The sequence below is a fragment of the Billgrantia antri genome, assembly GCF_019430905.1.
In the GTDB taxonomy this organism is placed as follows: Bacteria; Pseudomonadota; Gammaproteobacteria; order Pseudomonadales; family Halomonadaceae; genus Halomonas; species Halomonas antri.
Genome location: NZ_JAHYCA010000001.1, coordinates 653725 through 667454, shown reverse-complemented (window position 1 = coordinate 667454; position 13730 = coordinate 653725). Strand labels below are relative to the sequence as shown.

The following is a 13730-nucleotide window of genomic DNA, read 5'->3' as shown; positions in this document are numbered from 1 at the left end:
TCATGTCTCCCAGTTGAGAACGACCTTGCTCGCTTCGCCACTGAGCATGGCGTCGAAGCCGCGCTGGAATTCGCTATAGGGCAGACGGTGGGTGATCACCGGCGAGATGTCGAGGCCCGACTCGATCATCACCGACATCTTGTACCAGGTCTCGTACATCTCGCGGCCATAGATGCCCTTCAGCGTCAGCATGTTGAAGATCACCGTGTTCCAGTCGATGGCGATCTCCTCGGTAGGAATGCCGAGCATCGACACCTTGCCGCCGTGACACATGTTGGCCAGCATGTCGCGGAAGGCGGCCGGGCTACCGGACATCTCCAGGCCCACGTCGAAGCCTTCGGTCAGCCCCAGTTCGCGCTGCACGTCGGCAAGTGTCTCGTGGCGAACGTCCACGGTGCGGGTAGCACCCAGGCGTTCGGCCAGTTCGAGGCGGCCCGGGTTGAGATCGGTGACCACCACGTGGCGCGCCCCGGCATGGCGGCACACCGCCGCAGCCATGGCACCGATCGGCCCGGCGCCGGTGATCAGCACGTCCTCGCCGAGCAGATCGAACTGAAGCGCGGTATGCACGGCGTTGCCCAGCGGGTCGAAAATGGCGGCCACGTCGAGGTCGATTCCCGGCTTGTGCTCCCATACATTGGACATCGGCAGCGCTACGTACTCGGCGAAGGCGCCGGGACGATTGACGCCCACGCCGCTGGTATGCGCGCACAGGTGACGGCGCCCGGCCAGGCAGTTGCGGCAGCGCCCGCACACCACGTGGCCCTCGCCGGAGACGAGCTGCCCCGGGTGGAAGTCGTTGACGTTGGAACCGACCTCGACGATCTCGCCGACGAACTCATGGCCCACCACCATGGGCACGGGAATGGTCTTCTGCGCCCAGCTGTCCCACTTGTAGATGTGTACGTCGGTGCCGCAGATGGCGGTGCGCTTCACCTTGATCAGCACGTCGTTGATGCCGACCTGTGGGTCGGGCACCTCGTCCAGCCAGAGGCCGGGTGAGGCCTCCTTCTTGATCAGTGCTTTCATGTGTCTACCTTCCTGACTTGTGGTTGAAGGGTTCAGGCGAAGGTGCGGGTGATGCTGGCAATTCACTACGTTGGGTTTAGTATGAGAGAACGAATTCCAGTATTGCAGAATAAATCTCTCTTGCAAGATTTTTTTCCTGCATAATGGAATCTGTTCGCCGAGGTCAGCCGTCTCTCGGGTCTAGCTGTCCCTTGGGTATAGAGGAAATGCGAAGTGAGTGACACCACCATGGTAGACGAAGCGCAAACGGAAGCCGGCAGTCTTGCCGGCCGGGTGATCGAGCTGCGCAAGAGACGTGGGCTCACCCTGGAGCAGCTGGCGGCGGCCTCTGGCGTCAGCCGTTCGATGCTCAGCCAGATCGAGCGCGGCAAGGCCAATCCGACGCTGGCGGTCACGCTGCGTATTGCCCAGGCGTTCGACATGAACATCGGCGACCTGGTGGATCAGCCGTGGACGGCCTCACGCATAGAGGTGGTGCGCGGCAACGACGCCAGCCAACTGTTCCGCGACGACCGCGACTGCCGCATCCGTACGCTCTCGCCGCTGCACATGGAAAAGAACGTCGAATTCTACGAGATTCGTCTGGCGCCCGGAGCACGGCTGCAGAGCGCTGCGCATTTCGAGGGTACCCGCGAGCTGCTGACCGTCACTCAGGGACAGGCGCTGGTCATGGCAGGGGAGAATCGCTGCGAGCTGAACCCGGGAGACTCGGCCCACTACCATGCCGATCTCGAGCACACCATCGAGAATCGTGGCGACGGGGAACTGGTGAGCTTTCTCGTCGTGACCTATCAGTGAAGGCACGATAGTTTGCCCCCAACTCACGGCCCGCATTGCAGGAGAAGGACTTGACGGCTCTGGTGTATTGGCTGGACATGGCGGGGGTGGTCGTCTTCGCCCTCTCGGGCGTGATTCTCGCCTGTCGTTCGCGCATGGATCCGTTCGGCATGCTGGTACTGGCGGCGGTCACCGGTATCGGCGGCGGCACTCTGCGCGACTTGGTGCTGGGCGTGCGCCCGGTGTTCTGGGTCGCCGACCCGACCTATCTGTGGGTCATTCTTGGTACCGTGGGGCTCTCCATCGTCGGCTTCCACTACATTCATCGCCTCTCCCGCGTGTTCCTGCCGGTGGCCGATGCCTTCGGCCTGGCGCTGTTCACGGTGATCGGGGCGCACAAGGCGCTGCAACTGGAGGCGCCCGGCGTGGTGGCGGTGCTGATGGGCCTGTTGACCGGTGTGGCCGGCGGCATGGTACGCGACGTACTGGCGCGCCGCGTACCCATGGTGCTGCGCCAGGAGGTGTATGCCACCGCCTCCATTGCCGGCGGTATCGCCTATGTGGGGCTGGGGGCGCTGGAGGTCATGCCGGGGATCGCCATTGGCCTGGCGCTTGCGGTGACGCTGGGCCTGCGCCTGACAGCCATTCACTGGGGCCTGACGCTGCCCGTCTTTGCCTGGGTCACCATTCATCCGCCCAGGGAGCCAGCGCCATCGTCTGGCGCCGAGCCGTTGTCAGGCGATGGGCAGGGCGGGCCTTCGCCGGTGCGCCCCAAGGTCAGGGTGCGCATGATCTCGCCCAGGCAGCAGCGTGGGCAGCGCCGCCGGCAGAAGGAACGATGACATGAACGTAGCCCAGACCCCGGTTCGGCTGGCAACGGGTCACTGGCGTGCCGCATTGCTGATACTGCTACTATGGCTTTCCGGTTGTGCCGCCGAGCCCGCGCAGCCGTCCCGCGACTATTCGGCCACCGGTCAGGCGATCCAGGCCGTCTATGAGGCGGCCTTGCCCGAGTTGCCTCGCGACAAGCAGCGTCACTATGCCCAGCGGCTCTATCGCATCAGCGGCGATCAGGCTTACCTGCCGCTCATCGAAGCCCACGGCCGGCGGCTGCTGGCCCAGCTCGAGCGTGACATCGAAGGGCTCGCCGAGCCGGGCTATGCAGCGGCTCGTGCCCAGCAGGCAGTGGCCAATTATCCACTCCGCACGGCCAAGCAGCGGGCCAGGAAAGAGATGCTGGCGAAGTGGGGCGAGATAGCCTTCGGCCGCCAGCTGCTCTTTCGCCTGGTTCAGGCGGACTATTACAACTTGCTGGATGCTGTGCCCGATCATGAGCGCGCGCTCGACTATTTGGGGAGTCTGGCCTGGCAGCGCTTCCTCACCGACCCCGAGGTCATGCGCCTGTATACCGCTCAGGTAGCCAATCAGGCCTGGTTCCTGCACCAGTTGGGTATCGTCGATCTGCGCCACGAGATGCGCGATGCGTTCCAGGCCACGTTTCCCCTGGATACCGTGGCGGCCCTGGACGAAGCCGATTACCGCAATCGCCTGTATGGCATGACCCATATCGTGATCGCCGACAGCCTCTACTATCAGCGCTGGGTCCCGGCCGAACGGCATGCCTGGATCCTCGAGGCGCTTGCTGCCGAGATCGAACGCATCCTCGACCAGGCCACCGAGGACATTCAGGCCGAGGTGGCACTCGTCTTCCTGCTGACGGGAAACGAAGATCACCCTGTCGTGACCAGAATTCGCCAGCGCCTGATGGAGTCGATCGACCCAAGGGCCGGTATTATCCCCTCATTGCGAGGCGAGACCGACCTGGTGCGAGGCGAGCATCGCAACGTACTGGCGGTGATGGTGCTCACCTGGCCGGGCCGGCTGTACTCCGGCCCTGACTTGTCGGCAAGTGTGCCTTCGCCCGCGGGCGCACCGCGACGCCCGCCCGCGCAGGCTCTGACATCCCCGCGTCAGACGAGAGGGGTAGCGCTCTCGACTTGCGGCGCCAGTGACGTCCATATGTGCTGATAGAGCGGCTGCAGGCTGGGCTGGAGATCCCGTTCGGCCTGGTGCTGGTCGATGTAGTAGGCCGCCCTGGGGCCGCAGTAATCGATGACATTGCCGACCTGGCGGAACTGCAAGCCGGAGATTTTCAGCAGGCGTGCAAAGCGCGGCTCCATCATGGAAAAGACATGGCGCCTGCCCGAAAGGCCGACGATAGCGGTGGCGGCCAGGAACAGGCTCAGGGTCACCAACGGGGAAGGGGGAGGCAAGCGGTTTTCTTCGAGCGGCTGGAGGTCCTGTTCGCGTAGGCCCAGCGCACATTCTCGCGTGCGGCGAAAGTCGGGATGCACGGCGAGGCGTGAGACCTCGCAGAGCGAGTTGCGCTCGAACCGATCCGGATGCAGCTGTGGGTCGGTCAGGCCATGGGCGCAGCTCTCCTCCAGTGGCAGGGTCCTTGGCTGCCCGTCATTGTCGATGGGCAGGACCACCCGTAGACAACCGGCGTCACGGTTGCTCCCGACATGGTGGAGCAGGCAGAGGATCGAATGCTTGTCGTGGGCATCCTTCTCGAAGGGAGTGTCGACATCATCCCCCAGGGCATATTCGAGTTCCTCGCGAAAGACCTTGTGACGCAAGGCGTAGGCTCGGTACCGACTCTCCCGGCAACGAGCGATGATGAAACGGTATTGCTCGACGAACTCTCGCACCCGATCGCTCTGGGGCACGCCACGCTCGCTGATGTTCGACTTATGACGTGGTATCTCCATGTGAAACTCCCGGAATGGCCTCAGCCAGAGGGGTGGGACGACCAAGCTGGTAGCCCTGGCCGTAAGTGATGCCGTAGGAAGTCAAAAGGGAAATCAGAACCTCCTGATCAACGAACTCGGCGATGGCCTGCTTGCCGAACCCAGCCGCGATGTCGGCGATGGCCTTGACGATGACCTGGCTGTCTGCGTTCGTGCTCAGGGTGCGAATGAAGGCGCCGTCAATCTTGATGAAGTCGACAGGCAGCTCGCCGAGATAGTGGAAGCTGCTGAACCCGACGCCGAAATCATCGAGGGCGGTGCGGCAGCCCAGGTCGCGTAGGGCCTGGAGCACTCCGCGCGCGCTGGAAAAGTCGGTGACGGCAGCCGTCTCTGTGATCTCGAGAATCAGGTGGTGCGGGTCTGCGCCGGTGGTCTTCAGTTCTTCCATCAGAAACTGCTTGAGACCCTCGTCATGAAGGGTCTGGCCCGAAAGGTTGACGGCGAGGCTGATCCCCTGGGCCTGCACGCGGCTCAGGGCGCGCAGGCTCTGGCGCAGCACCCAGCGGTCGATATGCACGATCTGGCCGCTGCGCTCCGCCACCGGAATGAAGTGCGCCGGGGAGATGAGCGCCCCCTTCGGGCCGCGCATTCGCAGCAGCACCTCATAGTGGCGCACGTCGCCATCGCTCAGGCGTACGATCGGCTGCACCATCAATTCGAAGCCTTCCTCGTCGATGGCTTGGCGGATCCGCTCCACCCAGTAGACCCGCTCCTGCAATTCGTCCTTGGCGCGCTCGAGTGTCGAAAGCAGATGCCAGCGCTGGGAACCGCTCTCCTTGGCCTTGTACATGGCCAGGTCGGCATTGGCCATCAGATCGGCAGGGTTGTCGCCATGTGTCGGGAACAGCGCGATGCCCAGGCTCGCCGTAGCCCGGTGGCGCTGTCCGCCGGCATCCAGGCCGGTGCTGTCGAGCAGCGGAGTGATCTGCTTGGCGATACTGATGGCTCGCCGGGTGTCGGCGCCCTCCAACAGCATCGCGAACTCGTCGCCCCCCAGTCGCGCAATGACGCCGTGATGGCCGAACTCCTGAAACAGCGTATCCGCCACCATGCGCAGCAGCTGATCGCCGGTGTGGTGGCCGCTGAGCTCGTTGACGTCCTTGAAGTGATCGAGGTCGAGTAACAGCACCGCACCGCAGCGACCTCGTCGCATCGCCTGCCCCAGCGCCTCCTGGAAATAACGCCGGTTGTACAGCTCCGTCAACGGATCGCGCTCGGCCAACCAGGTGAGGCGCGCTTCGGCCAGCTTGCGTTCGGTAATATCGAGACCGACCGAAATGCGGGCCGCCCGGGAGTCGCTGTGTGACGCCAGCGGCGCATGGTACCAGGCAATGGTTCGCTGTCGTCCGTCCGCCGTTACCAGGCTGCGTTCCTCCTGGGAAACTTCCTTGTCCGGCTCATTGTCGCTGCGTGGCGTGAATACATCGTCGAATGCACGGCCCAGCAGGCGCTCCTCCTGCATGGCCAGGGTCGTGAGAGCGTAGTCGTTGATCAGCGTGATATGGCCTTGATCATCCTGGGTGACGATGAAAACGCGAGCGGTATCCAGTAGGCTACCGACGAAATCGCGCTCGCGGGCCAGCTCGTCGACCCGCTCGGCAAGCTGGAGCCCCCGAGCCGTGACCTCCTTCTCCAGCGCTTCCAACTGATCGGAAAGGGCCAGCGTCGTGCCCTCGAGGACGTCGATTTCGTCTTCGAAGCGGCCCTGTGGGACGGGGATGGCGCTGCGGGCTTTGGCAAAGCCTCCATGAGCCAGGACGGGAAGGACGCCGGCCAGCCGCCGCAGCCTGGCCATCGGGCGCAGCAGGATGGCCAGCAGCAGCAACTCGGCTGCAAGCCAGCCGCCGATGCTGACCAACATCAGGTTACGCGTATCCCGTTGAATGGTTCGGATCTGGGAGGTGATGTCCGCGGCGAGGAGAAAGAAGCCGGTGCTGCGCCGGCTATCCTCGGCCTCCATGCGTACGGCGGACAGTTCATAAGCGCGGCCCTCATGGCGCAGGCGCAATGGGGTGGCGAGAATGTCGCTGAGCATGGCCTGCTGCGCTGCCCGTCGCAGTAAGGGCAGGTATTCGCTCGTATGTGTCAGCGCGACAAGGTTACCGTTCCAGCTCGCCAGGTGCCGCTCCGATGCCACCTCAGTGCTGTGCGCACCGGTGATCAACAGCGCGACGTCGCTGCCGGAAACCTGCTGGGCCTGGCGGGTCACGTCGGCCAGGGAGCGGGACAGCACCACCATGCCGACGCTTTCGCCTTCGACCAGGATGGGCACGGCGGCATATTGCCGGCAGTCGTTGGCACAGCGCAGCGCGGAGAACGGATATTCGGTTTCCATGACCTGGTTAACCCAGTCCTGCACGGGCCGCTCCCTGTCGGCCTGGGCTTCGCCCCACTCGGCCAGCTGGCGACCTTGGGCATCGAACACCAGGATTTCGTCGATGCCGGCTTCGAGCTGAAGCGTCGGCCACTGTGACGAGAGCGAGCCGATCAGCGCCGTGCGCTCGTCGTTGGCCAGCGCCGGGCCCAGGTCGGGAGAGGCGGCCGTCAGCGCCGCGATTTGCAGCAGGCTCGCCTCGGAGCGTTGCAGGGCCAGCTGGATTTCACGTGTTTCTCGCTGGTTGCTTTCCCGGCGGCTCTCCTCGAACTGGCGGGTCAGGTTGGCGTGGCCCAGCCAGGTAAATAGCCCCGCCAGCACCAGCAGCAACAGGCTGCTCAGAGCAAGCACTCGCCAAGTCAGGCTCATTCGCGAACGAGGTGCTTGTGGTGAGAAAGCGCTCATGCTGGCAATCCCTGGCCGATTCTTGAAGAGTAGTGGGTTCGTTGATCAGAAGCGCAATGAGAGTTGAAAAAGCACCATGTTCCAGCGCCGCTGAGTCTCGGCGGGATCCGGTTCGTCGCGTAACGGCAACCAGCCGGTGCCGTCGATGTGATGGTATTCGGCAGCCACCAGCACGCGGGGGTTGACCCGCCACTGTAGCCCGAACGTGATGTCATCCGCATAGCGCGCATGGGCGGGGCCTCGCCCCTGGGCCTCGTAGGCCTGACCCGAGCGGTCGTCGCGGTTGCTGACCAGACTGTCGTAGCGAACCAGCCACTGCCAATTGTCGAGGAAGCGACGAGTGTACTGGATGTACCAGCTCTCACCGGTGACGTCGGAGCCGGGCAAGGGGCCGGTATCGGTGGTCGATACCCTGCGCAGGGCGAACTCGCCGGTTAACGCCCAATGCTCCTTGTCGTACTGTAGCGAGAGTATCCAGGGTTGAAAGTTTAGTTCGCCTTCGCTGGGGCCGAGTCCCAGGTCCAGGTTGACGTCCGCGGCGCTGAGGGCGGCCGTGAAATGTCCTCCCGAGTGCTCATAGCGCAGTTGGGCGATGGAAGACGTACTCCCGCTCACGTCCATGCCCAGGTGAGCGGGAAAGAGCTGGTCATCCAGGTCGCGCGTGCTAGGGGTGCCGACGCCTCCGGTGAAGCGCAGCGTGCCGTGCTCCATCCGCTCCTCGGCATACAGGCTGACGCCATCGGCGGAAAGCCCGAGAGAGCGGGTGCGGTCGAAATAGATCGACTGGGGCAGCAGGATGCTGGGGCGGGTGAAGGCCACATCCCGCGTCTGGTTGTAAAAGCCGAAGGGGTTCTTGAAGCGCCCGAGCTGGATGCCCAAGGTTCGCCGCTGGTCGGAGTATGGCTGGTAGTCGACCACGCCATAGTCCAAGGCTGGGCGGGCATCGCTACCGTCGCCCCCGGCGCGTCTGCTCAGTACCTGAGCCGCCACGAGCACGTCGGGGCGAGGCCGGATCGAGGCATTGGCGCCGATCTCGGTGTACTTGAGACTGCCGTCATTGCTGCTGGGGCCGAAGAAATCGTTGTCGTCGGTGATGACGAGCGCCTGGCTGAGAAAACCGTGTACCTGCAGGGTGTCCATGACACCATCCGCCTCGACCATGGGAGCCCAGGCGAGAGCCAGCGCCACGCACACGGAGTGTGAACGGCGGCGTCTACTCCATGGTAATGATTTGGACTCTATCATCCAGATACTCCCTTTCCAGATACCCAAGGGCGCCAGGCGTCGTGGCGACGCGTTCCAGCATTTCTGATTGGCTGTCGACCTGACTTGGGGCCTGGCCCGTCCCCGAGAACACCATGCGATCCCAGGCCAACTGCAGCTGATGGGGGTAAACGCTAAGACGCTCCTTGGCGAAGCGAGCGTGGACAGGGTGGGTGCTGGGCAACACGAACACGCGGACGGCCTGGCCATCAGGCCAGCTGCGCTGTCGCATGGCAAAGATTGCCCGGGTGGTGTCGCGGGTGAGGGCGGCATCGACCACGTTCGGGTGCGCGATCAGGACGATCTGACGCTCATTGGCCTGCGCGGGCACGCTCAACAGTGCCAGCACCAGCGGCAGCATCAGCCAACGTGTCAATCCCGCCACGCGCCGACGTCCCCAATGAGTGATGGCACCGAGCCGGCCTGACCTGCAAAGACGGCTCCTCTGCCTGGCACAACGGAGAGGATGGCTGGCCAGGATTTCCTGCGCGTATCGATAGTGTTATCCCCCGATCCCTTACTCTGCTGAAGCGGCCGAGTCAGTCGCGATAGGCTATCTGATGATTATGTATCGCACTTAGCTGCTGAGCCTTGTTGTACGATATACGTATATCACAAGAATGACGAGTAAGGGCAAGGGGCCAATCAACCATGGGGCCATTCGCATCCTTTTCCCGCGGGGGCATGAATTCAAAGGCTTATACTCCGGCCTGCGAATCCGCCAGCAACGGGAGCCGTGGCTGCGAGATGGCACTTCCCGGTCCGAAGTGGCCGCGTCGAGGTAAAAAATGGCATTATCGCCAACTTGAGTTCTTCCAACCAAGGACAGGCCTGAACACGCATGTTTCTCGACCCGTACCATACGCCAGCGGACGTGGGCTTCCGCATCTCCGCGCAACAGGCAAGCGACTTCGCCAAACGTGTCGCCGGAGATTTCAACCCCATCCATGACGCGGGAGCTCGACGATTCTGCGTGCCCGGTGATCTGCTGTTTGCCCTGGTGCTGAGTCGGTTCGGTCTTTCCCGGCACATGGATTTTCGTTTCCGCAGCATGGTGGGTGACGGAATCCTGCTGCATGTCGAGGAGAAGGAGTCGGGACAGCTCGTGGTCAGGGACGAAGAGGGGAAGCAGTACCTCGAAGTCGGGCGCGAAGGCGATACCAGTCTCGATGCTGCGGTCATCGAAGCCTTTACCCGCTGCTACGTGTCCTTCTCCGGTAAGAACTTTCCCCATGTCCTCAAGCCGCTGCTGGAGTCGCGGGGCGTGATGTTCAATCCCAAGCGTCCACTGGTCATCTACGACAGCATGGGCTTTTCGCTCGACAGGCTCGATCTGGTTGCTCCTTGCCTTGAACTGGTCGACTCGAGCCTCGAGGTGATCGGCAAGCGTGGCGACGTGAGACTGGAGTTTCGCATCACCGATCGTGGCCGGCCGGTCGGCAGTGGTTCGAAGAAACTGGTCGTCAGCGGGCTCAGCGACTATGACCCTGCCGCCATGGACGACATTGTTGCCGAGTTCTATCGCTTGAAATCGGCCTACGAGGGCACTCATCAAGCCTGACGCCTGGTTCGTGCGGCCTCACCCTCCGCATTCGCCGCGACGTTCGACCAGATCCGCCATCTGCCTAGCGTGCCTGCGTCTCCGTCCGGTGCTGCGCTTCGGGCACGTAAAGCGTCTTGCCAAACAGCATGCCGCCCCAGGGGATGCCGTTGACGGCCCGGTTGAAGGCAATCGAGCCGGCCATGCCTACCATGAGCAGCAGCAGCGAATATAGGAGCAGCGAGAAGGGGACGAACTCATGGGCGAAGTCGACCATGGCGAAGAACATGGGGTGGGCGAGATAGATGCCGAACGAATAGCGGTTGATGAACTTGACCAGCGGAGTGGCTCGCACGTTGCGCAGCCGCGTGACGGCGTAGAGCGTGAACAGCACGAAGAACGGCACGACCCAGGTCTCCTTGGAGGAGTACTCCAGGTCGCCGCGCAGGGTCAGTAGCACGACCGCGGCGACGAAGCCCAGCAGGAGCGCCGGCTGCGACAGCCACTTTAGCCAGGCCACTTCCGCCAGGCGCTTGGGGGCGAGTCGAGGGTAGTGGCGCACCACCAGCATGGCCAGAAAGAACAGGTAGATCCAGCCGAGTGGAGCGATCCAGAGCAGGTAGCCTGGCGGTTCGATGTCGAAGTGTCGGGTCAGGCCCCAGTAGGCGATGCTGATCAGGCACCCCGCTACCAGCCAAGGGCCAGGTGGCAACCATCGCTCCAGGCCATAGCGGGAGTAGAGCCAGTAGAAGGCGTAGAACTGCATGGCGATGATCAGAAAATAACCGTGCCAGCCGGCGTACAGGAGGTATTCGATGAGCGTATCGATGAGGCCGGCCGGCACGCCCTCCCGACGCAGGTTCGTGTACTTGGTCAGGGCATAGATCAGCCCATAGACGACATACGGCACCATGACGTACTGCAGACGCTTGACTAGAAAGCCGGGAGGAGGGCGATCGCCGTAGCGGGCCGAGAACAGGAAGATCGAGATGAAGATGAAGATGGGCGTGCCGAGCACGGTCGGGATGCGGGCCAGGTCGAGATAGACATTGTCGAGGTACTGGTTCAAGCGGTCGAGAAAGTGGTAGCCGAACACGGCCAGGCAGCCGTAGAAGCGTAGCCAGTAGATTTCTTCGATCCTCTGCATGAGCGCCCTTCCTTCCTTGGGAGCGAGGAACACCGACCGTCGATACATTGTCGGACCATGACGAGACGGAGAGATTCCGCGATAGGCTTCGCTTATGGCGCTGCACTTCGGCACAAGGAGCCCCGTGCCATGACCCTCAAACGTGCGCTTGCCGCCGCACTGGGCATCGCCCTCCTGTGGGGGGGCGCGTCACAGGCCGGCGACATCACGTACCACCGCTTCGCCTCGGAGATACTGGGGCGTGACTATCATTACGCCCTGTACCTGCCGGATGGCTACCACGAGACGAACCAGGCCTACCCGGTTCTCTACTTGCTGCACGGTTCGTTCGGCAGCGAAAGGGACTGGGTCGAGAGCGGAGGGATCGAGCAGGCCGCCGATCACATGATTCGCGAGGGCCTCATGCCGCCCACGGTCATCGTCATGCCCGGCAGCGAGAGCTGGTGGATCGACGGTCACAACGAGTCGGCGCGCTCGGCCTTTTTCCAGGAACTCATGCCCACCGTCGAGGAGACCTGGCAGGTCGTGCCCCGGCGCGAGTGGCGTGCCATTGGCGGGCTCTCGGCCGGCGGCTACGGCACGCTCAACTTCGTGCTCGAGCGGCCGGACCTGTTCGCCGCGGCGGCGGCCCTCAGTCCGGCCAGCTACCATCCGTTGCCACCGCGTAACTCATCGGCTTGGCGGCACCCCGCCTTCCTCGACGAGAAGGGCGACTTCGACGAGACGCTGTGGCAGCGCCGAAACTACACTACCCACCTGGAAGGCTACCTGGAACGAGACGCAGTAGTGCCTCTCTATCTCAGTGCCGGTAATCGCGACGTCTACAATGCCGAGCATCATACGCGGCTCGTGCGCCAGGCGCTGGCACCGCACCAGCCGGACCTAGTGGCCATGGAGGTGCTGAGCGGCGGTCATACCTGGCGTGTGTGGCGCGCCAGCCTGCCCAGTGCCTTGGCCTGGATCGGGCGCTTCTTGCAGGGGCCGGTGCCGCTGGAGGTCCTGGTCGATGAAGGCGTTGCCGAACCCTCCTCCGCCGGCACGAGGTCTCGCTAGTACCAAAGCGTGTGCCATGGCAGTCGAAAGCGGGGTTGGCGGCGCGCTCTTTAGACCTTAGTCTCAAGGATCGATCCCCTTTCAGGCCCATCGAATGCACTCACAACGCGAACGCTTGCATAACGAACTGCACGCCCGACCATCGATCTATTTCTCGGAGCCGGCCCATCTCTACCACTATGCCTTCCTGGCCGATGCCCAGGCGCATACCGAGCTCCTGTCCCACTTGGCAGAGGCCACCGGTCTCGCCTTCGACGACGAGGCCGTCCAACAGATTCTCACGCTCGATGACAAGGTGCTGAAATGGGAGCGGCACACCGAGTTCTCGACGCTTACCGTGATGGTGCCCAAGGCGGCGGGCCTCGAGCCTTGGGCGGCACCCCCGGCGTGGCTGGCTTCGGTCGTCGAATCCCAGAGCGATGCGCTGATCAACGCCACGCTGGTGCTGGTGGAAGGCGATGATGCCTGGCGGGGCAGCGCCGAGGCCTACGGTTTCAGCGACCCGGCCGGCTCGCAGGTCGGCGGTGGCGACGCGACGATCTGGGGCGACTTCCGTCTCGATGCGGGAGGCTACACCCGTCTGCTACTGCTCAATCATGGCCTCAATGCCTTTCGCCTCGGGCGGATGGTGCGCCGGTTATTCGAAATCGAGACCTACCGCATGATGGCCTCGCTGTCGCTGCCCCTGGCCAAGGAGTTGGCGTTCGAGCTGCAGGCCTATGAGCTGGAGCTGGGCGAACTGTCCGATCGCAATGCCGAACAGGAGGATGCCAATCCACGCCCTCTACTGACGGCTCTCTCTCTGCTCTCTGCGCGACTTGAGCGCAGCGGTGCTCGCTCGCGCCAGCGCTTCAGTGCCACCGAAGCCTATGCACGCATCGTTTTCTCCCGCATCGAGGAACTCAGGGAGGCGCGGGTCGACCATTGCCCGCGTCTGGGCACCTTTCTTCTGCGCCGCTTCCGGCCCACGGTGCACTACTGTGCCGCCATTCACCAGCGCCAGGAGAGCCTGGCTGAAAGTGCCGCGCGCTTGAACGACCTGCTGCGTACCCGGGCCCAGGTCGAGATCGAGGAACAGAACTCCAGCATTCTTAACAGCCTCGACGAGCGGGCCAGCAGCCAACTCAAGATCCAGAAGGCGGTGGAGGGGCTGTCGATCATCGTCATCAGCTACTACGTGTTCAGCCTGTTCAAGCTGGGGCTGGAGAGCCTGGGAGCGCTCGGCATCGCCATCCCGCCGCATACGGCGGCGCTCATCCTGGGACCCTTGAGCGGTATGATCATCGGTCTGCTGGCATGGCGTATCTGGCGGGTGAAACAGCACTGAGAGCG

Annotated in this window: 12 protein-coding genes; 6 read left to right on the top strand and 6 right to left on the bottom strand. The window is 63.4% G+C overall.

Annotation, left to right across the window (positions count from 1 at the left end; all coding sequences use genetic code 11):
- Positions 1–1029, bottom strand: coding sequence for an L-threonine 3-dehydrogenase (gene tdh / locus KPL81_RS03035; RefSeq protein ID WP_219790636.1), 1029 nt, complete (start codon positions 1027–1029; stop codon positions 1–3).
- A 213-nt stretch (positions 1030–1242) separates the two neighbouring features.
- On the opposite strand from tdh, the gene KPL81_RS03030 reads away from it, so the two are divergent.
- The 3 genes from KPL81_RS03030 to KPL81_RS03020 are packed head-to-tail and all read left to right on the top strand — an operon-like array spanning position 1243 to position 3834.
- Positions 1243–1827, top strand: a complete 585-nt coding sequence (locus tag KPL81_RS03030) for a helix-turn-helix domain-containing protein (protein ID WP_338035586.1) — start codon at positions 1243–1245, stop codon at positions 1825–1827.
- Positions 1828–1877: 50 nt separating this feature from the next.
- The gene (locus KPL81_RS03025; RefSeq protein WP_219790635.1) at positions 1878–2648 is read left to right on the top strand and encodes a trimeric intracellular cation channel family protein; all 771 of its coding nucleotides are present in this window, start codon (positions 1878–1880) and stop codon (positions 2646–2648) included.
- A 1-nt stretch (position 2649) separates the two neighbouring features.
- Complete coding sequence (locus KPL81_RS03020) at positions 2650–3834, top strand: DUF3541 domain-containing protein (RefSeq protein ID WP_219790634.1); 1185 nt, start codon at positions 2650–2652, stop codon at positions 3832–3834.
- Here the strand turns inward: KPL81_RS03020 and KPL81_RS03015 are convergent.
- The 4 genes from KPL81_RS03015 to KPL81_RS03000 all read right to left on the bottom strand — a co-directional run bounded on the left by KPL81_RS03015 (position 3777) and on the right by KPL81_RS03000 (position 9043).
- On the bottom strand, positions 3777–4577 hold the full coding sequence (locus tag KPL81_RS03015) for a PEP-CTERM/exosortase system-associated acyltransferase (protein ID WP_219790633.1): 801 nt from the start codon (positions 4575–4577) through the stop codon (positions 3777–3779). The genes KPL81_RS03020 and KPL81_RS03015 overlap by 58 nt on opposite strands.
- Positions 4558–7395 (bottom strand): bifunctional diguanylate cyclase/phosphodiesterase, encoded by a 2838-nt coding sequence (locus KPL81_RS03010; protein WP_219790632.1) that lies wholly within the window; start codon positions 7393–7395, stop codon positions 4558–4560. Before KPL81_RS03010 ends, KPL81_RS03015 begins: the two co-directional genes overlap by 20 nt.
- Positions 7396–7440: 45 nt before the next feature.
- Positions 7441–8535 (bottom strand): hypothetical protein, encoded by a 1095-nt coding sequence (locus KPL81_RS03005; protein WP_240549021.1) that lies wholly within the window; start codon positions 8533–8535, stop codon positions 7441–7443.
- Positions 8536–8608: 73 nt separating this feature from the next.
- The gene (locus tag KPL81_RS03000) at positions 8609–9043 is read right to left on the bottom strand and encodes a type 2 periplasmic-binding domain-containing protein (RefSeq protein ID WP_209473896.1); all 435 of its coding nucleotides are present in this window, start codon (positions 9041–9043) and stop codon (positions 8609–8611) included.
- Between the two features lie 456 nt (positions 9044–9499).
- Between KPL81_RS03000 and KPL81_RS02995 the strand changes: the two genes are divergently transcribed.
- On the top strand, positions 9500–10219 hold the full coding sequence (locus tag KPL81_RS02995; RefSeq protein ID WP_219790630.1) for a DUF3581 domain-containing protein: 720 nt from the start codon (positions 9500–9502) through the stop codon (positions 10217–10219).
- Between the two features lie 64 nt (positions 10220–10283).
- Here KPL81_RS02995 and KPL81_RS02990 read toward each other — a convergent pair whose 3' ends face one another.
- The gene (locus tag KPL81_RS02990) at positions 10284–11345 is read right to left on the bottom strand and encodes an acyltransferase family protein (RefSeq protein WP_219790629.1); all 1062 of its coding nucleotides are present in this window, start codon (positions 11343–11345) and stop codon (positions 10284–10286) included.
- A gap of 129 nt (positions 11346–11474) precedes the next feature.
- Between KPL81_RS02990 and KPL81_RS02985 the strand changes: the two genes are divergently transcribed.
- Complete coding sequence (locus KPL81_RS02985) at positions 11475–12398, top strand: alpha/beta hydrolase (RefSeq protein WP_219790628.1); 924 nt, start codon at positions 11475–11477, stop codon at positions 12396–12398.
- 94 nt (positions 12399–12492) lie between these two features.
- Positions 12493–13725: a DUF3422 domain-containing protein gene (locus tag KPL81_RS02980; protein ID WP_219790627.1), complete on the top strand. Its 1233-nt coding sequence runs from the start codon at positions 12493–12495 to the stop codon at positions 13723–13725.
- The last annotated feature ends 5 nt before the right edge of the window (positions 13726–13730 follow it).